The organism is Edaphovirga cremea, from assembly GCF_003332275.1.
In the GTDB taxonomy this organism is placed as follows: Bacteria; Pseudomonadota; Gammaproteobacteria; order Enterobacterales; family Enterobacteriaceae; genus Edaphovirga; species Edaphovirga cremea.
The window spans coordinates 1-22,455 of the sequence record NZ_QOVA01000008.1; the positions used below are offsets into that span (position 1 = coordinate 1).

Sequence of the window (22,455 nt, forward strand, 5' to 3'; positions counted from 1 at the left end):
CCGTAAGTAATCCATAGATGCAAATGTCAGATCGCGATGCGCCTGTTAGGGCGCGGCTGGCAAGAGAGCCTTATAGGCGCATATGAAAAACCTCCGGCTATGCCGGAGGATATTTATTCATCAACAAGATGATATTATTGGACTGACTGAAGACAGGACATCGATAACATCATCACCTGTAACTATGAGGTAATGATCGATAGGATCTCCATCATGTATATTGGCACTTTGCTCGTTAAACCATGTTAAATAATAAGATCCTTCTACTTTGTAGATCCCTGTCAACATTTGGCCATTCAGTTCATCTTGCATTTTTAACAAGTCACCTTCATCAGTGACACGAAAAGAATGTATCCAGTCAAATACAACACGGATTTTTTTAGTTTTATCTGCATGACTTGAAGCTAAAACTAGCTCAAGAGTTCCAAATAAATATCTAAAATCGGATAATTGGTTATGCTGCAAGCAATGCTCTTCGCAAGCAATATTCACTAATTTTTCAGTCATATACCATCACTCATCATATCTAAATTTAATTCTATTCTTGCCAGACTGGATTTCTAATGTTGGCCTGCCATCAGTGCTGCGCTCTCTGACAATAACTGTTCGGCCATCAGGAAGTTTACCAACTCGGCCACCCGGGATATCTTTAATTTCAGTAGGTGCTAATGAATCAAATTCTTTATTAGCGGCGTCACTACCACCAGTTCTTTCAAAGAGCTTTGATCGCCCTGTAGTTTCTTGGCCTTTTGATGATGAAGACATCAGATCATCAACAGTTGTTTTTTGTTCACTATTCCTAGCATTCTCCTCGTCCTCTGGCCCCCAACCGCCCGGCGTACCTGAACCCGTTCCACCCAGCTCTTTCTTCTGCTCATCCGTCAGATCCTTACCTATATTCGGGTTCGAAGCTGCATCCGGTGCATATTTATCCTGAAGCGAATTGAGATACTTCTCAGTGATCTCGCTGGTGCCCATCATCTGTAACATAATTAGATGATCCAGTTCATCGGACGTTATATTATCTGCCACGTCCTTGAGAGTCGCTCCAGCAAGACCCACAATACCTGCCTTGGCACCGATCTCCAGTAACTGCTCTGCAACCTTGTTACGGCATGATGCAGCGACTCCACAGACTTTCAGCACCAACGACAGCGAGTTATTCTCCACCTCCACCCGTGCAGCATTCGCTCCACTGGACGCCGAGAACGTGTCTCCGCCCACGCTACCGCCTGCCGCTACGCCCACTGCGGTGGCAAGGTTGCTGATAAAGGTCCGTTGCTCTGCATCCAGCTCGTCTACGTTCTTGCCGTAGAACGCCTTCGACAGAGTATTGCCCATTAACGCCGCAGAGGCCATACCTCCTGCGGCACCCGCCAGCGCATCCCCGCCCTGTAACTGCGTCAGGGCGGCCGAGACAATACCGTGCAACGCAATTCGCGCCGCTTCGTTCTCTCCCGCCGCATCCTTCACCAGCTTCGACATATAGGGCGCGGCTCCTGCCGCCAAACCGCCCTGGAGGTTACCCCCCAGAATACCGGCAAGGAGCCCCGTCGCTGCCGAGGTCTCTCGCCAGAAGTCACTGCCCGGCCCGTATTCTTTCTCGGCGTCAATATAGCGGCTGTCACTCTTCACTGCCGCATCGAGTTGCTCTTTGGTAGCCTCAGGATATGCCTGACCCAATTCCTCTCTCAACTGCGCGTTTTTAGCGGCTGCCTGCTGCTCCATCGACGTCTTGTACGCATCTGCCGCCTGAATGCCCAGCGCGACCGCTTCCTTCTGGATATCCAGCTTGTCCTGGACCTTATCCTTGTCAAAGCCATCCTCCACGCTGTGGTTCGCATTCGCGGTATCTCGGCTCAGTTCCGCGACATCCTGCTGCTGACCCTCTTTATCCCGGATGGTGATGGTGCCGTCGGCAATGGCACTTTGCGTTATGCCACTCTCCTTGCCGGAGACCTGAGCGAGACCCGTAGAAGGCAAGCCCTGTGAGCTCGGTGCGTACTGCTGGGTGTCTTTATTGAGTCCAGCCCCCCCAGACACCGTAAATCCGCCCTGTTTACCACTCCACTCCGATTCATTTTTCAGCTCACTCCAGCCAAGCGTGCCGGTATCCAGATGATTTTTATCCGCCGTGGCCTCAGAGGCCAGTACCGCTCCGTCCAGTTGGGTATGATTGCCCACCGTGATATCAAAGCCGCCTTGCCCGGCGTAAATCCCGCTCTGGTCTGTAACCGAGGTGAAGTTGTTGTGCAGCTTCCCTGCATTCGCGCTCACACTGCCTTCGACTACCGAACCATAACAAACCGGTGGGATGCAGACGCTCAGATTCATGCCAGACGATGTGGACTTGCTGTCATACCTCGCACTGTCCTGCACGCTGGCGATGCTCAGGTCGCGTCCGATATCCGCAATCACCTTGTCAGCACTGAGTTCTGCACCGGTGAGCGTCGTGTCGCGCCCGCTGATGATAGTCAACGTGTCATCGGCATGTACCTTGCTGTTGTTATTGCTCTGGCTGCTACCGTCCTCTCGGCTCTGGTTCTGGCTGTAACCCAGCTCACCGGTAAAGCCATTCTGGCTGCCGCCCATTGAGAAACCGACGCCCGCGCTCACCGAGTTGCCGCTGGTGCTGCTTTTCTGGGACTCGCTATCTTGCGAGGCGTTCAGGACAATATCCCGCCCAGCGTCCAGCACCACACTCTTGCCGCTGATATCCACGCCCTGGCCCACAATATCGTTACGGGCCTTAATCACCACCGCGTCGCCGGCTTGCAAGGTACTCCCCTGTTGCTGCTGGTGACTGTAATCCTGCTCCTGAGCCGATTTGCCCGCTGTCGCGCTGGCGCTCACCTTGAAGGCTGACGGGTTCATGTTCGACTGCATGGTCTGCGTGGCAACAGTCAACCCGGTCTGCGCCGCGTAAATCCCGGTCAGACGCGGATCATCGCCATCCTGGGCCGAGCGGGCCGCTTTTTCTGCTGTCTGCGCGGCACTGGCCACCCAACCGGACACCTGTCCCTTGACACCGTACTGCGTTGATGAGGACTCGCTGTGGGTCTTCAGGCTGTCTTCACTCACATCAAACAGGACGTTATTACCGCTGACGAGCAACGATTTTCCGGCGCTGATATCAGCACCATGGATGGAGACATCTTCTCCGGCCTGGAGCGAGACATTGCCATTCTGGCTCACAATCTGGCTACGCAAGGTGCTCTGCTGGTTGCTGTCTGCCGTTGAGCTAAAATCGTCCTTCTGCCAGCCGACGGTACCGCTGTAGCCATCCCCGCCAAGATTACCCACCATGGTATGGCTACCCGACTGTGCCTCGTGAATCGTGTTATTACCGGTGGTGACGGTGATATTGCCTTTATCGGCACCTATCAGCAGGTCGTTAACCGAGGTCAGTGAACTCCCTGCGATGGCCACGCTGCCTTCACGGCTGTTGATGTAAATATCAGAGCCACTGATCAGTGAGGCATTTTCCGTTGTACTGGTGCGGTCTGCCGTGCTGTTGGACTTATCCATGGCAAACGGGAGGACATCGTTACCATTGTTCGGCGCTCCATTGACGGCGCGTGCTACCGCCCCCAAACCTGGCATACCATCGGTCACACTCCAGCCTTTGCTACTGGCGCTGCTGCTCAGATGCTCCGAGTCGGTAGAGGTGACGATGGCCACATCACGCTTCGCATCCATAATCACCGCTTCACCGGCACTGACCTGGCTACCGCGGATCAGGATATCGCCCTGGCCCTTTTCGCCGGTGGCCGTTAACTGAACGTTGCCTGACGCATTCAGGGTACTCCCGGAATTGAAGGTGCCTTCGTAATGGCTCTCACTGTTCGACGATGAGCGGCCATAGGTCATGGGTAGTGCAGCGCCCATCCCCATATCGACACTGGTCGCGCCTATTTCATTGGCCAGTTGTCTGACTTTGGTGATGCCGTCGCTGTCAGAGTTGACGATGTCGCGGATATTACGGATACCGTTGATAATGGGGTCGGCGACGGAAATCGTCAGGCCGCTGCTCTTGCTGGATTGTTTCGTATCCTGCGTAATGCTGTCACGGCCCGGCAGAATAGCGATGTCACTGCCCGTGATGTCGATATGACCGGTTTTACGCTCATTATCCCCGGCGGCGCGCCCTGCTACCACATCTGTGGCACTGAGTGTCACCTGATCGCCGGCGTTGATAATCACGTTACCGCCCGTGGTGCCGATGATGCTGCGGGAGTCACTTTCAGTCACTTCTGCGCCTTTACGCTCAGACTTGCTGGACTGTGAACCCACCGTGACACCAAGGTTGCCACCACTGAACACACCGCTCTTTTTGGTGCTGTTCATTTCGTAATAACTGGTGGTATTGGTCGCGGCCTCTACCGTCACATTATTTTTGGCATTCAGGGTGATATCTCCGTCAGCCGCCACGGCGGAACCCCGTATACGCAGGTCATTCCCGGCTTGCAGTGTTACGTTGTCACCGCTCAGCAGGCTGCCATTGGCCGTGCTGCTGTGCTCTTCCCGCTGGTAGGCACTCTGGCTGCTGCTCAGAACCCCTTTACTGCTGCTGCTGCCCTGTTGCTTGAAGTGCTGTTCATCCTGGCTGGCAGTGAGCGTGATATCCCCGGCCGCCTTGAGCCCCAGCGACCCTTGCTCACTTTGCAGCGTGCTGCCTTGCACGGTGATATCACCCTGCCCGGCGATGACGGTGATCCCCTCTTTGGCGCTGAATACGCTCCCCAGCGAGACATCGCTCGAACTCTCGGTCTCGCGCTGGCTTTGCGTTTTGCCGACCTTGCTCTGTTCGCTGTCGCTTTCGCTCAGTTGCTGGCGCGCTTCCTCGATGGTCACCTGTTGCGCACTCAGGCCAATACTGCCCGACGCACTCTCAACCTGTGCGCCCTCGGCGACAAAGTCCCCTCCCGCCAGCATCGTCACCCCGTCGCTGCCGCTCAGGGTCGTGGTGTGCAGGGTGTCGGCCTGCCGGCTGTTGCTCACCGTCGAGGTACGGCTGTTGGCCTCCAGATGGGTGTTATTGGTGGTGGTGTCCGCCAACAGCGAGATATCCCCGCCAGCCAGTAATCCCAGTTGCCCCCCGGCCTGGACCTGGCTGCCTTGTACGGTGATATCCTGCCCCGCCTTGAGACTGAGGTTGCCGCCAGACGTCACGCTGCTGCCCAGTGCCTGCTGCCATTCGCCACTCACTTGCGCCATCCGCCCATCCGCCATGTCGATGCTTTCGCTGGTACGACTTCCCATCGCCCCGGACAGGATGTTCAGATCGGCGGTATAACTGCTGCGCGCGGTGGTGATGCTCAGGCTGTTGCTGGCGCTCAGGCTGAGGCTCTCGGTGGCACTCAGTTTCGCCCCCTGCAGGCTGATATCGCCGCCGCTCAGGCTGAGTTCCCGGGCATTCATGCCCGCCTGACGCAACGCATCCTGCAGGTTGGTACTCAGGCTGGTGCTGTCGGCCTGCACATTGATCGTATCTGCGCGGATATCGCCGCCCTGGTGCAGGAAGCTACCGGTATCAATACCCAGCGCCTTATCGGCAAACAGATTCGCCGCATTGCTGAGGCTGTCGGTTGACAACTGCAGGTTGCCCCCGGCAATCACCGCACCATCACCACTCACGCGCACCGTGGTGTTGGCCAGATAGACTTGCGGCACCCACACAGTCTGCGGGCCGTCAGCGGTTTGTACCGTTTCGCTTACCAGCCAGACGATATCCTGCTGCAAGGCGGCAATTTGTGACGGGGTGAGGGCCACGCCGGGCACCAGATGGAAATCTTCCGCCACCTTGATGCCGTTGTTCATCAGGGCCTGGTATTGCGCCATCGCATTGTCACCCTGCAATGACTGACGGCCGGTTAACGCCAGCAATTGCTGCGTGACCACCTGTTGTTCGTAATACCCGTCCCCCAGGCGCTTCATCACCTGGCTGGGGTCATAGCCCACCCGTTGCAGCAGGTAATCACTGCTGAGGAAGTTGCTTTTGTTGGCAAAGCGCGGATCGGTCACCACCAGGAAAGGGCTGTCCGGCTCGGTTTGTTGGCGGAACAGGCCGTTATTGGGGATAGTGGTCGCCACGTTCGCCAGATGCTGCAGGTCGGTTAACGCCAGCTCACCCGGTGTCAGCGGCTGACTACCCCCTGCCAGGCCGGTATCTGCCGCCTGCCAGTCACCCCCCTCGATGTTGACCGCCAGGGGGTTGCGTTCCCATTCGGCACGCTCGGCGGCAGCGGCGTTCCGGGCTGCGTCCACGGCGCTTATCTGCGCCTGATTGACGGTGGTGTTTGCGAGGCTGACGCCCTGGATGCTGACGTTGCCATACCCGCTGATGATGCCATCAAGGGTGGTCAATGCGGTGGTCTCATCCAGATTGTAGGTGGGATACCAGTGTCCTTCCGCCCGGTCATAGTGATCGACAATGACTCCCTGACGGCGTTCATTGACCGAATAACCCTGATTGACAATGTTGGCGGTCCCGTCAATGGTCAGGTTGCCATTGCTGCTGAGGGTGCTGGCATCATTGAGCAGTTGTGCGCCAATGTGCAGCGTCATGTTACCGCCGGACAGCAGGGATGCCCCGACACCGGCAGAGATCAGTTGATCCGTCGTGACGGTCCCGGTGATGCTGCGCTCACGCAGGTTGTTGTAATCCGTCACATAGGGCGCACTGGCAATATCAATAAACCGATCGGGGCTCCACAGCTCTATCCTTTCGCTGTCGGTGGCATTCCACCAGACGGTGTTTTGATACGGGGTGGGGACAGTTCGCTGCCGCCACCCCTGAGTGCCATAGAAGGTCATGTCATAACTGCCATCGGCATTCGGGATCAGGGCCAGGTAGTTTACCCACAGGCTGATCAGGCTCCCTGTAGCGTCTTTTACCTGGACTTGCGCCTGTTTGCTGGCGGCATCCATCGCCAGGATCGTCCCATACGGATTGCTGTTGGCGGCGGTGGCGTCGTTAAAGGTCAGGCGCTGGGTCACCGGTGCCATGGAGCTGACATCGGTATTGACGTCTTCCCCGTAAGAGCGCCAGTAGTAGTTGTAAAGATGCAGATCCTCGGTGCGGGTCTGGGCGTCACGGGCAATATCCAGCCCTTCACGCAGGTTATGCAGGCGTTGGGCCGCTATCGTCACCTCCCCTTGTGCCTGGATCTGGCTGGCCCGGTTTTCAATCATATCCCCACTGGTGAGGGAGAGATTGCCGGCACTGTAAATCAGTGCGCCATCCCGGTTGGTCATCGTTTCACCGGTTATCAGGCTGATGTTTTCAGTGGCGGCTATCACCGCCTGGCTGCCGTGGTTGTCAAGGGTGCGGCTGTTGACTGACAGGGTGTCGGCCATCAGCGTGGCCTGGTTATCCAGGCTGTCGACGTCGAGAGTCAGCGTATCGGCTTCGATGCGCCCCTGATTGGTCAGCGCGCCGGTGGTGAGCGTCAGGGTGCCCGCCACCAGGGTAGCCAGATTGTTCACGGCGCGGCCAGAGAGGATTAACTCTCCGGGGAGCAACCAGTCGGCCAGATTGGTGAAAATGCCCGATAAGCGGAAGGTGACCGAGGTGTTACTGCTGAGTATATCGGTCGCCTGATGGGTGTAATCCTGCTGGAGATCCAGCGTCAGGGCCCCCCGGCTCAGCAGGGTGCCGCCGAGATTGTTCAACGTCTGTGTCGAGACGGTGAGCGCGCCACCGCTTTGAATGGTACCCCCCTGATTGGACAACGCCAGCGCCGGGACCGCACTGCCGCTGATACTCAGGTTATTGTTGGCTAACAGATAACCCTGATGATTATCCAGCCAGTCCAGTTGTGACAGCGTCAATGTGCCAGCACTCTGTATACGGCCTGCGGTGTTATCGAGGGTTTGCGCCCTGATCGTGGTATCGGTGGTGCCCATCAGCAGGCCACCGTCGCGGTTGTTCACCTGCCGGGTGTTCAGGCTCAACGCCCCCTGACTGCTGATGATCCCCTGGGTGCTGTTATCCACGCTGTCGCTGTTCAGTGTCAGTGCCAGCGTGGACACCAGCTGGCCGCCCTGATTGTTCACTGTACTGCCGTCCAGACTCAGGCTGTCACCACTGTGAATTTTTCCCTGCTGGTTGTTGAGCGTGGTGAACCGGTAGTCGCCCGCCCCCTGGCTTATCAGGGTGCCTGCACTGTTGTCCAGTTGACGGGCCGTAAGCTGGAGGCTGCCCAGGCTGCTCATCACACCCTGGGCATTCTGTACGCGGTCGGCAGAGAGTTGCAGGCCCTGATTGGTACGCACGGTACCCTGGGTATTGTCCAACAAGCCCGCGAGTTGCACGCTGAGTTGCTGCTGGCTGTCAATGACCCCCTGGGCATTCAGCAGTTGTGCGGCGCTGATCTGCATCCCTTCGCCACTTTGCACCTTGCCCAGGCGGTTATCCAACTGATCGTTCAAGGTCAGTTGCAGCTGTTTCTGGCTATAGAGCAGGCCGTTTTGCTGGTTATCGATGCCCTGAGCCTGGATCTGTAACTGTTCACCCGCCAGCAGTTGCCCGCCCGCATTGTGTAAAGTCCCGGCCGGGGTCACGTTGGTGACCCCTTGCAGCAACAGGCGCGTTTGCGCACTGATTTTTCCGCCCTGGTTGTAGACGTCCTGAGCCGCACGCAGCACCAGGTTGGTCGCAGACTGCAGTATGCCGTACTGGTTGTTCCAGATGGTGACGGTCAGGCTGGCGTCCTGCTGGCTGACGACTTCACCCTGCTGGTTATCAAAACGTTGGCTGACTGCCGTCAGCGTGCCCAGGCTGCCGATCCAGCCCTGGGTATTAAAAATGTTCTCGGCCTGCAACCGCTGCGCCCGCTGGCTGATGATGTTGCCACTGCGGTTATCCAGCGCGCGGGTGAACTGCATGTCCAGCGCGTCCAGCGCCTGGATTTCACCCTGGGTATTGACGAGGCTGAGCGCACGCACCGTGCTGCTGCCACCGCTGGCCAGTTTGCCCCCCTGGTTGTCCCAGGCCCCGGAGAGGTTCAATGCCAGCGCCTGCTGGCTCTGGACCAGCCCCTGCTGCCGGTTGTTCAGCTGTCCGCCGTTCAGTGACAGCGACCCTCCGCTTAACAGTTTGCCCTCATCGTTATTGAACAGGCTGAGTGCGCCGCCTTGCCAGGAGAGATCCTGCTGCGCCGTCAGGGTGCCCGCCTGGTTATTGACATCACCAGCGGTAGTGAGGGTGAGTTCACCGCCTGACTGCAACCTGCCTGCCGCGTTGTCCAGGCTGCCCGCCACGATCCGGGCCTGACTGCCACCCAGTGCGGTGCCCTGACGGTTATCCCAGCGCCCTTCGGTGGTGATTTCCAGCCCATCGCCCGCGTCTATCAGCCCTTGCTGATTGTCAATCGACTGGCGGGCATCAAGGCGCAATTGTCCCTGGCTGACCATCATCCCCTGCGCGTTGTTCACTGCCTGTGCCGCGAGGTACAGGCTCTGGCCACGGATCTCACCGGCACGGTTGTTGAGCGTGCCCTGACTGTTCAGGGTCAGGTTGCCGCCGGACAGTAACTTGCCCTGGCTGTTATCCAGCCCATTTTGCGCCGTGACGACCAGGGATGACTGGCTTTGCAGCGTGCCCTGCTGGTTAGTCAACGCCCCGACATCCAGTTGCAAACTGCCGTTGCTGCCCATGACGCCGGACTGGTTGGTCAACACCCCACTCACCCGCCAATGCTGCGCCGTGCCGTCCAGGGCCACCAGCCGCCCACGCAGGTTAGTGAGGCTGGCGGTATCCAGGCTGAGCTGTTGTGTTTCAATGCTGCCATCGGTGTTATCCAGCATGCCGGTCAGGGCAAAACGGCTTTCCCCCGCCCCCACCTGTGACCAGACGCCCGCCTGGTTGAACAGGCTGTCGGCGGTGATGTGCCAGTTTCCGGCGCGGATTTGTGCCTGCTGGGTGTAGAGATGTCCCTGGCTGTTGATGGTGAGTTGTTCACTGTCCACCTGCGCCTGTTGCAGCACGACGTCCCCGGCCTGCGCGGTCAACACGGCCTGCCCGGCTGCCAGGCGGCTCTGGCTTAAATCCACCTGGCGACCGGTAACGCTGACCTTTTTCTGGCTCAGCAAGCTGCCGCTGGCACGAATATCCGCCTGGCTTTCAAGCGTCAAATCCGCCGGGCGGATCAGGGTGCTGTTGGCATCACTGCCCGCCAGCAGATTGCCGCTGCTCTGGATCCCTTGCCCGGCGCGCAGCGTGACGTTGCCTGCCGCCGCCAGGGTGCCGGATTGCCGGATGTCGCCCTGGCGGCTTTGCACCACAAGCTGGCCACCGCTGTACAGTTTGCCCTGGTGTTCAATGCTGTCCCTGGCGGTCAAGGTGATGTCACCCCCGGCCTGGGTGTAAGGCTCCGCCGTGCCCGCCTGCCAGGTGAGTTTGCCTTCGCTGCTCACCGTCAGGGTTTTGTCAGCCTGCAGATGCCCGCCCTGGTTGCGAACGCCCACCCCGGCCTCGGTGCCGACCATCCGGATATGGCCGCTGTACATGCCGCCCATCTGGCCCATGTCGATCGCCAGTTCAGGCGCATTGTCGCCCACGGCAGCCAGCGCGCTGGCGGTCTTGCCATCGGCGCTGACCTGGTTGCGCCCCGCCACCACGGAGATACCTTCACGCGCCCAGACCCCGGCGTTCACTTGCACCGCCTGGGCCAGAATATCGACATACTCGGTGTCGTGGCGGGAGTCCCCATTCAGGCCCCCGCCCTCAATCCGGATCAGCCCACGTTCGACCTGATAGCCCGCCAGACTGCCATCCGCATTCAATTGCGGTTTACCGGTGGTCAGCGTCATACGCCCGGCATTGATGGTGCCGCAGCCGTCACACACAATGCCTGACGGGTTAGCCACCACGACCTGCGCCTTGCCCCCCGCCACTTCCAGAAAACCGCGTAACTGGCTGGGGTTGTTGCTGTTCACTTCATTGATGATGACGCTGGCGGGTGCCGCATTCGGATTGAGTTTGGCATTGCCCTGGATGTAACCCGCCAGTTGGGTGGAGGTCATCACCGCCGAGTTGTTGAGGATCGCCCCTTGCTGGCCGACATCAAATTGCTGGTACTGGTTGTGCGAGATACCGGCCTGATTCGGCGCATTGATATTCACCTGCTGCAGCCCGTTCTGGGTGTTGATCACTTCCGGGCGCTGCGCGGGCGCAAGCTGGCCGTCGGCCACGATGCCGTTGGCCAGCACGGGTTCGACGAACAACGCCAGCCCAATCAGCCACAGGGCGCGGCGCACCGTCACCCACAGGCGGGCACCGCCGGTACCGCGGCTTTGCCCTGGCTGGCTACTGCAACTGCGGGCCAGTTCTGACACCACCCTCAATTCACCTTGAGTACGGCTGAAAATGATGCGGTAGCACTGTTTGTTCATGAGCAACTTCCCTGATAAAAATGATCCCATTCAATAAAAAACGTTTGCCGTCACTGCCCGCTCTTCACCGCTAGATTTGCAGGTTAATGCTGAAACCGGTGGTCACACCCGAGGTGTGGAAGCCTTCCGGCTTATAGAGCGGGACGCCGGCAAACAGGTCGTAACTGACGCGCTGCCAGAATGCGCCTCTCACCCCCAGCACGGTGCCTGCCAGCTGTTGCCCAACCAGATGTCGGGTTCCGGGCCCATCAACACGGCCATAATCCGCCCCCCAATAGAGTTCATGACCGCGCGAGAACATATTCCAGGCCACTTCGTTACGCCAAATCAGGCCTTTTTCACCGGATAGACTCTGTTCGCCATCAAACCCGCGCACGGTGTAACGCCCGGCGATGGCCAGACGATCCTGGGGGGTCAGTGGCTCGTTGCTCCATTGCCCACGCACACTGGTGTTGTAGCGCCAGGCTTGACTGGCCCATTGGAAAGGCAGGTTCAGGCTGACATCCCCCATGAGCATGCTGGGGCGGGCCGTGCCGCCGTCATAGGCTTCTTCCGGCGCAGGCAGGGCGCCAAATGCCCCGGTCCCCTGCCGCCAGTTGAGATTGGCATCGAGCGTGTTGTCACCCAGATAACTGCGTTGATTGAACCCCAGCTCCCAGCCCGCCGTGCGGCGCCGTTGATCTGCAAACTCAATGTCCTCTACGGCGTTGGTTGAATGACGGCGATAAACGCGCATATTGAGTGTGGTTTTGTGTGACTGATTACGAAACAGCAAACGGGAAACCGTTAATTGGGCACTTTCGCTTTTGCCGCTGTAGCGGAGGGTCTCGTTGGCATTGGGGATACTCTGGTAATAATCGTAGTCGTTGTAGTTGGCGGAAAAGCCCCAGTCCCCCACGGGAATGCTGTAGTTCACCGTGTTGGAACGGCTGTCATACGGCCCATCGCGAAAGAGGCTTCTGCCGATGTTGGCATAGAAAAGGTCGTTCTGGGCAAAGGGGGCATCAATCGACAGGGTGGCTGACCCCTGGTACCTGCCGGTGCTTTCAGAGCCGCTGTCATCCAGCCCGAGGCTGAGATGGATCGGGCGGCTCTCTTTCCAGGCGATCAGCAGATCGCTGGTCGCCTCCTGGGTGCCCGGCACAATCTGAATGTCCGCCTCAACGTTCGGGACACGCTTGAAGTTCTCCAGCGCCTGTTCAATATCGCGCAGGTTGAGGATGTCCCCGGAACGGGCCGGGACGGCATTCCATAATCTGGCACGATAAGACACCGGCTCCACAAAACGGATCTGGGCAATGCGGCCTGGCTGCAGTGTGAGCGTCAATACACCCTGGGTGAGATCCTGCTCCTGGGCCATGACGCGCGTGGTGACGTAGCCTTTTTCCAGAATGGCATTCTGGACTTTATTGATCGCCAACAGGATCCCTTGCGATCCTAGACAGCGGCCTTTGGCGTCCTTGACGGCATCAAGCGCCCATTGAAAACGGCTGGCGGAGTCCCCTGCCAATGTGAAGGTAGTAAGGGTAAAGCATGGGGATTCATTGGCGGGGTAATCCGGCAACGAGACGCTTGGCCGGGTGAGCCGGATGTCGGTTTGTGGGGTATTTTGCTGCTGTAAAGCCCGTTCCCTTTCCTGCTGCCGCATTTGTTCCTGGGCATCAATGGCGGCCGCGTCCTGAGACAAGGACGGTGGGAGCATAGCGGCAGACACCCGCGCCGCGGGGTGTGTTGCCAGACAGAAAAGACAGGCGTTGAAAAACAGCGCCCGACAGCGGTCATTATTACGGTTCATCCCTGTAACCCTTGGTAAATTCAACTCAGCACAATGCATGCAAATAGGCACAGAGGGCTTTTTCATGCCATCCATGTCAGCAAACGGTCTTTGTCAGATTGATAAAAAAGAGCACCCCAGTGGTCTGGGTAAAAGAAAAGTGTGCGGATATTAACCGATAGAAAGGATTGGTTACAATTGCTTATGAGAAATATTGTTCAATGAATCTGAACGATGAGAGCGCCGCCTGGCAACAGGCGGCGCTTTTCTGAAGAGAGGCGATAGACTTTGCTGCCGCGTAAAGTCTATCAATTGTAGGTAAACGAGGCGACGACCGAGGCATTGATTGAGCCGGGCGTAACCCCGCCACTCGCGGTGTAAGCGCGGGTTCGCAGTGAAAACGTGGCAGTTTGGCTGCCGCTGTTTACATCAACTGTGGCCGTCTTGCCATTGCCATAGTTCATTCCATCGCTCCCGGTTAATTCGATCGAGAGATTGGTTGCCGTGCCCTGGTTCTTGTAGCGTTCGGCATCTGCGCCATCCTGAGTGCCAGCAAAGGTGGCCTGTACCTTGGTGGTGGATGCCGGGCAGTCTCTCAGGACTATCTGGAAAGACTTCCACTCACTCCCGGTTCCCGCTGTCGCCAGAGTCGTCGCCTGGATCTGCTGCAGATCGACATTGATGACCGAGTTGCTGCTGTCAACAACACAAGGAGAGGCGATGACATTTCCCGTAATATTGATTGTACTGACATCCGCTGCGTTAAGTCCCATGCTATACGTGACTAACAGTATTACGCTGCCATATGCCAATTTGACTGACGGTTTCAATTTCATCATTGCCTCACCCTCCGTTATTCCAATTCCTGCCTGCGTCATGGGTAATTAATTATTCTCAACCAGCAATAAATTACCTATTTAAAAGGATGGCGTGGTTCATTGCATTTATGCTTTCCAGCCTCTTTATTTACAAGGCTAAATACAAGACATGGATGTGCATCGAACCACGTTATTCCTTATCCGCTCTTTTTACTGATATATCACCGTAAACTGGGCGCTGGCATTGGCAATACCCGCCGTTACCGCACCGGACGTCGCCTTGTAGCGGGCAACAAACTCCAGGAGGTTATCTGCACCGGAGACCAGGGCATAAGGCTGTGAATTTTCAAATAATCTCACGATCTGCTGGCTGGCGTCTGTCAGTTGAATTGCGACGCCCGTTGCCGTATCTACTCCGTCGCCTATTGCCAGCAGGCTGTTGTCGCCCGCCACGCTGGTACCGTCAAACTTCACCACAGCACTGCTCGCCGCAACCGGGCAATCTTTCAGGATCAGTTGGAATGCCGTCGGGGCAGCCGTCGAACCAACCCCGGTAAATGCCGTGGAGGCCACTTTGCCCAGGGTGACCGTCAGGTTCTGCGAGTTGGTATCAACGGTGCAGGCAACGTCTGTGATTTCACCGACAAAGTTGATTGTACCGTCTGCAGCAAATACGGCAGGAGCAGCAACAACAGAGGACAGCAGGGCAACAGCAAGTAAATTCTTCTTCATCATAAAATCTCTATTTAATTAATAACAGGGTTAGGGTTAATTCCTTTTCATTTAATTCAATGCGCGGATATCGAACTCTTTCATCATTTCACCCTGCCCACCTTTATAGCCATATCGGTCAGAAGTGAGGGGCTATCACACGCAATTCAGGGGTAATCATCCTTTACCTGATGCGTACAGATTACTGATATTTTGGATTCTTAGTAGGCGACTTTAGTTATGCCTTTGTTGTTTTTTGTACACTTTATGACAAAGTGTAACTGGCCGGTCTCCGCGTTATTTTTTACTGATAAGTCAATTCCAGCACTGCCGTCGCCAGCATTAATATTGCACAAAAGAAAGTTAATATTTTCAGTAAATTGATTAAAATTTACTTTCATAAACTTCTTATTTTGGTGTTTTTAGTGTTTAAATCAATTAAAGAGATTAAGCGCAATTTCTATTGATTAATTGGATTTATATACTTTTATTTTCTATTTTTTCATTATTATATGCTGATTTTTATTTCATTGGGGAAACTAAAACCCAGTGCAAAATCAGCCTTTCATGTAAGAATAAACCGAAATTATAGTGGGATACTCATTTATCCAATTGAATATAAAGAAAAAATCAAGTTTTCAATGGCGTGGAGTGGAATTTTGACACGAAGAAATTCTTACCAGTAATATTATTCCCATCCTGGCGATTATCACCGCGCTTTTAGCAGAAATGACTCAATCAAGTTTAAAGAGTTCAGCCTGTGCAAGGATTTATTTTAGAAGGAATTAACCATGGGAAATAATATTTTTCTGCAACATGCCTGCATGTACACCAGAGTGGGGATAAAGTCGTTACTGGAAAATATGGACTGTGACTGTCCGGTCAACGTGATTACAGATATCGAGGACCTGAATTCCAGTCGCTATCCAAGAAAGAATACATCGGATACGGATATTTTTATTCTCGGGATGCAGGGCAATGGAAGTAACCCCAGTAAAACATTGAGTTTTATTGTTGAACGGCTCCCTGTGTTTTCCCCCGACGCCAAGGTCATTATTATCGCGCCGACGTTCTCAGTAGGCCATTTAAGAAACCATCTGTTGGGGTTACATAACGTACATGCTGTTCTGGATAGGGCGAGCCCTTTGCAAGAATTTCAAATGCAGTTAAAAGAAATCTTGATGCTTCCCCTGAACATGATGAGACCGCACAAATCTATGGCGGCATCTCTGAGCCATCAGGAACTCAACGTGCTGGGCTTTTTGCTGCAAGGGAATTCGACACATGATGTCGCTCAGAAATTGCGCATTCACAACAAAACAGTCAGTCATCACAAGCGATCAGCACTGCATAAACTGGGGATTCGCTCATTACATCGTCTGATCATGTGCGATAACAGCAGGAGTATGGTAGACACATTGGTGCGCAAAGCAAACCTGGAATCTTCATCAGATACGTCAGCATTGGCAACATAGGCGCAAAGGCCGTTTGAGTTGAGTAGCCTAACCCGTTATCGGGGTAGGCTTTGTCTACCAGGCCAGATTGCAAGCACCCAAGCTGAAGTCGGGCGTAGTATGATAACTATTTTGTATGTTGTAACTAATAATGATTTGATAAAGGTATAAATCGCATCGATTAATGTCCCCTTGCGTCATATTCGTTCCTATTAAAGATCAACCTTCAATGAGCAGCACCTCTTTTGGTTCGCGCTGCTCTTTTCCTTAAAATGATCTACACCGCATTTTGAACAATTCATTTTTACTTGAATAACTAATGCGAGCCTGCATAATAAAACAAACCGTTAATTTGTCTACAATGTCACCAATAACTGAACAACTTTAAGTAATTAGAGCGTTTTCCTTAAGAAGTTGTTAGCGGTTTGTTTTATTAATACACGTAATTAATTGCACGCCTATTAATTACGTGCAGAGTTCTTTAGAACCAAATATAGACAGGTCTGTTTTATTGACTATTTATGGAAACAGGACAATACTCATCACTAATATTACAGCCAACACTGGCTTAATTAAGCAGTAATTCATGGAATGAAAGTGATGAATGAGACGATGTATCCCAAGAAGCCGCTCCGGGCGATTAGTAATTTATACAGTTCTCTGGCTACGCAGTGTACATTGATGACAAAGAAAGCCGGAACAAGACTCCCCTGGTTAAATGCAAAGGGGAAATCGCAGATATATTTATTGAAAAACGGTGAGATCTCTGTTTATCGAAATCACGACAACCTATTGCTTGCAACCTTTCGTCCACCCCATATTCTGGGGGTTGTAGAGGCGTTGCATCGGGATAATATTTATCAGATGCGGGTAGATACCGATGCTTCATTGTTAAAGATAGAATCTCAGGATGCATTTACCGTAATAGAAAAGGAGTTCCTTTGGCAGGACATTTCGTTACTCCTGGCTTATCATATATCTTATTTATGTTACCTTGAGAACCAATTAATTCAAAGCCGCGCCTATATTACGGTGCGCAGTAAACTGATTGAATTAATGAATCTCCCCGAAAGTTTCCGTATGAAAATCACGGCAATAAAATACATCCAGCAAAGAACGGTACTCTCCAGAAGTGGAATACTCAAGATTTTTGCCGAGCTCAAGAAAGGACAATATATTACGCTGGATAAAGGCTGCCTTGTCCAACTGGCTCATCTCCCCATGGAGTTCTAGGCTTTTTCCTTTCATTACCCGGGAATCGTTAGACGGGTAATGAAAGAACGCCCTTCTTGTCTATCCCGACCTGTTATAAACAGGTTCGGATCAATAGTAACTGATCAAAAATGTCGCTTTGGCGTCGCCGCGCCCAGGCGCTATGGCTTGTTCAGTCTGGATATAGCGTGCAGCAAGCGGAATTCTGAAACTGCTTACCCCGCTATTTGGCAAATAAAACTGCTGTGGCAACATGAAATTGAACGGAACCGGAGAATTTCCTGCCTCTCCCCAGCCGATCTGGATACCCACTCCCAGCGCAGAGCAATCGTTATCGGATGACTCCAACGCCATAATTCCATTTGTTGCATCGATAATGTCACTGTTGGGGGTGATCGTCACCGTCAACAGGTTCTCCCCTGGCGAGCCGGTTGGCGCCTCACCACCCCATGACTCCTGATAATGATTGTCATCATAGGTACCATAGAATCGGGGGCAATCCTGTAAAGTGATAGAAGAATCCACCCACGGCGTCGCTGATCCAATCCCGTTGAAATACTGCCGAATTTCACGCTGTCCCAAATCAACATTCACGTCAGGTGTCTGACAGGTTTGCGAAACAACGTGCAACGTTCCGGTAAAACTCACTTTTCCCAAATTGATCGGAAATCCTCTATATCCCGGCAAGGAAGGAATATCCAGCGTCATATTCGGTACCAGGGACAATTGCACCTCACCGGGTGCAATATCACCAATCTTGATAAACGACAGGGCAAAACCGGTGCTTAACAGCGTGTCACCGGGTTCTGTATTGGCTAAAGTGTCCGTTTGAACCGGCGTACCCTGCTGTTTACGCCAGCCGACCACGCCAATTCCTGGAACGGATGTCGCATACACGCTGCCACCAAACGGCGGCGTATTCCATGGCGTTAACGCTGTCTTTGGATTGGTGACATCCAACATCACTGGAACACCGCTAATGGGCTGGTCGCAAGTAATACCAGAATACTTATCTGGAATTATATTTGACCGGTAGATAACGGTCCCATTCGGTGTGTCCGCACCGACGGTAATGCTGGTATTAATGGGGACTGTCGTCGTGTAAGCAGGATATTTCTGTGAGGGCGTGCAATGAGTATCGGCGTAAGCGTCATGATTGTAACCCGCCAGACTTATCAGAACTGCCCCCGTGCCAAGCAATATAGGTAATCGCATCAGGTAGTGATTTTTTTTCACTGCAAATCCCTCATAGGGTAAAACAGGAAAACCGCGCCCTGCCTTACATTTGCTATTCATTCAATAATAATTGATGACAAAAACGGCTTTGCCATTCGCCTTCCCAGACGTCACTTTTTCCTCAGTCTGGTAATAACGTGCAGCCAGTGGAATTTGTAATGACGTTCGACCGTCGCTCGGCGCAGTATAATTCTGGGGTATGGCAAAATTAAAAGGAGCCGGGGAACCTGAGGCGCTGCCCCACGCCAATTGAATACCAATTCCTGTGGCAGCGCTCCCCTCTTCACCCCCATCAACGGACATAATGCCCTGTGTTGCATCAATAATAGGGGTTGAGGGCGTTAACTGGACGCTGAGCATATTTTGGGTGGCGTTCGGCACATTCAAAATATAGTTATTCGACCATTGCACTGGCGTGGCATCATAATAGCCCCAGAATTGCGGGCAGTTATTCAACGTAATGGAGGAGTCCACCCAAGGTGTTGCACTGCTGACCCCACTGAAATAACGATCCTTTTCATAACTCCCCATCTGTACCGTGAAATCACTGGTGGTACAGCTTTGTGAAACGATATTAATTGAACTCTTGAAGTTCAGGCTGGCAATCGCCACAGGCAGCCCCTGCACGGCTCCTGATGTCGCCTGAAGTTGCCAGACCACACTCGGCAATGACGCCGAGCTCAGGGTACCGGGTAAAATATTGCCCGTTTTAATCAGGGAAATATCAAACGATGTATCTGCATACCAACTCTGGGGATCGCCATCCGGTGGTGAAAAACTTTGCCGAATATAGGGCGTCGCCGTGGTGACGGCCTGATTATCGGCCCAGATCGCGACACCCAATCCAGGGATATTCGTTTCATACACCTGACCGCCAAACGGGCTGCCGCCATAGGCAGAGAGCGGTTTTGGTGTGCTGGACAAACTCAGAACCTGATTGAGAACGTAGGATCCGGCAGGTGACGCGCTGCAATTCATGGTCGGCTGGTAGGTTGGCACAAACTTTTCATGATAAATCACGGTGCCAACCGGCATATCCGGGCCCGCGGTGATATTTGACAATGCCAACGGCATGTTGGCATTTATTGCCGGTGTGCCAGAGGCGAGTTGACAAACCGCCTGCGCCATTGCCTCATGAGTCATCAAGCCAGACACGATCAGTACGATTAAGGTGATCATCCCTCTCACCTGCCCGCGTTTGCGTGCCATCATTGTCTTCTGCGGAATATTCATCATTTGCTGGCCAGATCGAGGGGTTGAGTGGTGGATGCGCTTTGCGGTGTACATACCGACGCAAAACGTGTCAGCTCTGCCGATTGCCCTTTGTCACTCTGCGGCATGAGGACATAGGTAAGTTGACACTGCTGGTTACTGCTTTTCCCCCAACTCACCCGTAACGTATCGCGCTCATCTGTCACCCGCGCATATACCTGTCCCATCTGTCCAACTGCCCCAACTGTATTTCCCAGATGATCGCTGACGCTGGCACCGAAAGGTACGCTAGTTCCGTCAGGCATCGTTGCCGCAATCAGAATCGGGTAACCATGCTGGGTCGCATACTTCAGGCGCACAACCGCGCCATAGTTTGGTGCGACTTTCTGGCTGGTGTTTTCCAGTTCGACGTTATAAGGAATCCCTTTGGGATCGAGGGTGATCTCATTCATTTCATAAGGATTCAGGTAAGGCACCGCGGCATGGCCCCAGTGATCAAGTTTGACGCCGGCGTAGCTGCCCACTTTCGCACCGCTGGCTCCGTCAGCTTCAACAATGGCAAAGGTATCGCTGGTGTAAGGGGTGAGTACGACGCCATCCTGATAGCCAATGATGGTTCCACTCAAACCGACCGAGCCATTTTGATAGCCTTCTCCCAGTCCATAACTGGCGGTAACGTTGGTATACGGGCTGCGGTATTCACCGTTGGCGTTGCCGCTGGAACCCACGCCATTATTGTAATTCGCCGCAGAAATCCCGTAGCTGTATTGATTATCACTGCCCGCCGTGCCAGAAATACCGAGTTGCTCACCGACATTGCCATTGCCATCACGATTTACACTGGCGTTGAGTTGCGGCACGTTGCCACTGTCGGAACGCCCCAGCGGCATACTGAGATTGAAGAGAAAACTGGTTTCCATGTCGCCATCGTCATTGCGCACCCGTCCTGCGCTGACGCTGTAGCTGATATTGCCGTAATTGTTGCTGTATCCGGCCTGGAATTGCAGATCGGTTTCATCCTGGTTCCAATAGTTTTGCTCATAGCCAGTAACATAAAACTGCCCCCAATTCCCCGGTAATCCCTGATTGGCGGTAACAGTCAGTTTATTCTTCGCCCGCCAAATCGAATCGATATCGCGACCTGCTGCATCCGCATCGCGCATACGCATGGCCGTCATGAAATCCATATAACCATCAGTGGAGAAGCGGTAGGCGGCGATGGTCAGATTACTGTCAGTATCAGGAATGAATTTGCTGTAACCGACCTGGTAACTTTGCCCACTCATCCCCCCTTCTTCGAGCGAACTGACATGGGTACGTGACTGGGTCACGTCAAAAGAGATCGCGCCAGCAGGGGTGCTGAGTGCACTACCGATCTGAATCGCATAGTAATCATTGCTGGCCTGAAACCCACCGTAACCGGTGATAATGTTGGTCAGGCCGCGCTGATAGGTTCCCTGATAGAAAGCGGGATGACTGCTGATCGAGCTGTCATTCAGTTGACCCGCCGTGACGCTGTAATGATGCGAGCCGGGACGCAAAAGCTGCGTCACTGATGCATAGGGAACCTGGAAATTCTGCGTGGAACCATCGGCTTCCGTCACTGTGACATCAAGATTGCCCCCGTAACCTGTCGGATAGAGATCGTTGATGGAGAAGGCACCCGGTGAGACCGTGGTTTCATAGATCACCCGGCCATTCTGCCGGACGGTCACCCTGGCATTGGTTCGGGCGATGCCGCGAATATCAGGCGCATATCCCCGCTGCGACTCGGGCAACATGCGATCGTCATCGACCAGTTGCGCGCCGCGGAAAGGTACCGTATCAAACAGTTGCCCCTGGGTGTTGGTTTCGCCAAGAATAATGCGTCCCTTAATCACCGGGATATCGCGCTGGACGTAGGTATTGGTACTGTCGTAGCCCTTATCGCCGTCCTCCTGCCAGGTATAGAAACCGTTATGCCGGAAATACCATCCGCCAATATTGACCCCGGCATTGATTGCACCCGACGCTGAATTGGTGGTTTCACCCTGCGTTCGCATGGTGAAGCCATTGAGCGAATACCCCAGCATGGCGGCCGGCACGCCGCTATCCCAAAGTTCAGGGCTGACATAGCCCCGGGCAGTATTATTGAGTAATGCCTGTGGAATGCTGAGATCCAGCCGCTGTTCACCCGAATCGTAAGCAACGCCTATCTGTGGCAATGCCTGATTTATTTTTACGCAGCCGCTGTCAGCCTTGATAGCCGTCAAGAGATCCGCGGGTAATTGGTCATAGCGCAAATTAATACGTTTGAACGTCGCAGCATTCAGACAGGTCTGCACCGATTTATCCGGTTGCTCCTGAAACTCAACGGTCTCCCTGCCCACTTTTTCACTGTTGACATAAATATCGACCAGATAACTGCCAGGTAATATCGCCCCTTTTCTTTCGAAACGGCTGAGATCGATAGTCGATTTTCCGTCAACCGTCAGGAACGAAGGATCAAAATGATATCCGTCGTCTGACCCTGCCGATGAAGTACTGTTTGCGGGGAGCGGAGGTGTCTCACTCTGCGCATAACTGGATGTCAATGAGGTGAGGATAAATAACGCTAATCGAGATGGTTTGGTCGATAACATATAATCACAAACTCTTGCTA

General features: G+C 54.1%; 10 protein-coding genes. 2 read left to right on the forward strand and 8 right to left on the reverse strand.

Annotation, left to right across the window (positions count from 1 at the left end; translation table 11 throughout):
* Positions 1 to 120: 120 nt before the first annotated feature.
* From DRI82_RS12615 to DRI82_RS12635, 5 genes are all read right to left on the reverse strand, one after another.
* The gene (locus DRI82_RS12615) at positions 121 to 507 is read right to left on the reverse strand and encodes a hypothetical protein (RefSeq protein WP_114194166.1); all 387 of its coding nucleotides are present in this window, start codon (positions 505 to 507) and stop codon (positions 121 to 123) included.
* Positions 508 to 513: 6 nt separating this feature from the next.
* Positions 514 to 11,397, reverse strand: coding sequence for a hemagglutinin repeat-containing protein (locus tag DRI82_RS12620; protein ID WP_114194168.1), 10,884 nt, complete (start codon positions 11,395 to 11,397; stop codon positions 514 to 516).
* A 70-nt stretch (positions 11,398 to 11,467) separates the two neighbouring features.
* The gene (locus DRI82_RS12625; protein ID WP_245956842.1) at positions 11,468 to 13,099 is read right to left on the reverse strand and encodes a ShlB/FhaC/HecB family hemolysin secretion/activation protein; all 1,632 of its coding nucleotides are present in this window, start codon (positions 13,097 to 13,099) and stop codon (positions 11,468 to 11,470) included.
* A gap of 380 nt (positions 13,100 to 13,479) precedes the next feature.
* On the reverse strand, positions 13,480 to 14,010 hold the full coding sequence (locus DRI82_RS12630) for a fimbrial protein (protein WP_114194172.1): 531 nt from the start codon (positions 14,008 to 14,010) through the stop codon (positions 13,480 to 13,482).
* A gap of 189 nt (positions 14,011 to 14,199) precedes the next feature.
* The gene (locus tag DRI82_RS12635) at positions 14,200 to 14,721 is read right to left on the reverse strand and encodes a fimbrial protein (RefSeq protein WP_114194444.1); all 522 of its coding nucleotides are present in this window, start codon (positions 14,719 to 14,721) and stop codon (positions 14,200 to 14,202) included.
* Positions 14,722 to 15,491: 770 nt separating this feature from the next.
* On the opposite strand from DRI82_RS12635, the gene DRI82_RS12645 reads away from it, so the two are divergent.
* Positions 15,492 to 16,175 (forward strand): helix-turn-helix transcriptional regulator, encoded by a 684-nt coding sequence (locus DRI82_RS12645; RefSeq protein WP_114194176.1) that lies wholly within the window; start codon positions 15,492 to 15,494, stop codon positions 16,173 to 16,175.
* A 579-nt stretch (positions 16,176 to 16,754) separates the two neighbouring features.
* A complete protein-coding gene (locus DRI82_RS12650) occupies positions 16,755 to 17,387 on the forward strand; it encodes a helix-turn-helix domain-containing protein (RefSeq protein WP_157968059.1) in 633 nt (210 codons plus the stop codon).
* A 90-nt stretch (positions 17,388 to 17,477) separates the two neighbouring features.
* On the opposite strand, the gene DRI82_RS12655 is transcribed toward DRI82_RS12650, so the two are convergent.
* Genes DRI82_RS12655 through DRI82_RS12665 form a run of 3 tightly spaced genes read right to left on the reverse strand, consistent with a single transcriptional unit; the run spans position 17,478 to position 22,435 of the window.
* Complete coding sequence (locus DRI82_RS12655; RefSeq protein ID WP_157968060.1) at positions 17,478 to 18,602, reverse strand: fimbrial protein; 1,125 nt, start codon at positions 18,600 to 18,602, stop codon at positions 17,478 to 17,480.
* A gap of 60 nt (positions 18,603 to 18,662) precedes the next feature.
* Positions 18,663 to 19,781, reverse strand: coding sequence for a fimbrial protein (locus DRI82_RS12660; RefSeq protein WP_157968061.1), 1,119 nt, complete (start codon positions 19,779 to 19,781; stop codon positions 18,663 to 18,665).
* Positions 19,782 to 19,834: 53 nt separating this feature from the next.
* Positions 19,835 to 22,435 carry a fimbria/pilus outer membrane usher protein gene (locus DRI82_RS12665; RefSeq protein WP_114194184.1) on the reverse strand — a complete coding sequence of 867 codons (2,601 nt, stop codon included), beginning with the start codon at positions 22,433 to 22,435 and terminating at the stop codon, positions 19,835 to 19,837.
* Positions 22,436 to 22,455 lie beyond the last annotated feature (20 nt).

Excerpts from the sequence above, each read along its gene's own strand:
- DRI82_RS12615 (WP_114194166.1), bottom strand. The coding sequence starts at position 507 with ATGACTGAAAAATTAGTGAATATTGCTTGCGAAGAGCATTGCTTGCAG.
- DRI82_RS12620 (WP_114194168.1), bottom strand. The coding sequence starts at position 11,397 with ATGAACAAACAGTGCTACCGCATCATTTTCAGCCGTACTCAAGGTGAA.
- DRI82_RS12625 (WP_245956842.1), bottom strand. The coding sequence starts at position 13,099 with ATGCTCCCACCGTCCTTGTCTCAGGACGCGGCCGCCATTGATGCCCAG.
- DRI82_RS12630 (WP_114194172.1), bottom strand. The coding sequence starts at position 14,010 with ATGATGAAATTGAAACCGTCAGTCAAATTGGCATATGGCAGCGTAATA.
- DRI82_RS12635 (WP_114194444.1), bottom strand. The coding sequence starts at position 14,721 with ATGAAGAAGAATTTACTTGCTGTTGCCCTGCTGTCCTCTGTTGTTGCT.
- DRI82_RS12645 (WP_114194176.1), top strand. The coding sequence starts at position 15,492 with ATGGGAAATAATATTTTTCTGCAACATGCCTGCATGTACACCAGAGTG.
- DRI82_RS12650 (WP_157968059.1), top strand. The coding sequence starts at position 16,755 with ATGAATGAGACGATGTATCCCAAGAAGCCGCTCCGGGCGATTAGTAAT.
- DRI82_RS12660 (WP_157968061.1), bottom strand. The coding sequence starts at position 19,781 with ATGATCACCTTAATCGTACTGATCGTGTCTGGCTTGATGACTCATGAG.
- DRI82_RS12665 (WP_114194184.1), bottom strand. The coding sequence starts at position 22,435 with ATGTTATCGACCAAACCATCTCGATTAGCGTTATTTATCCTCACCTCA.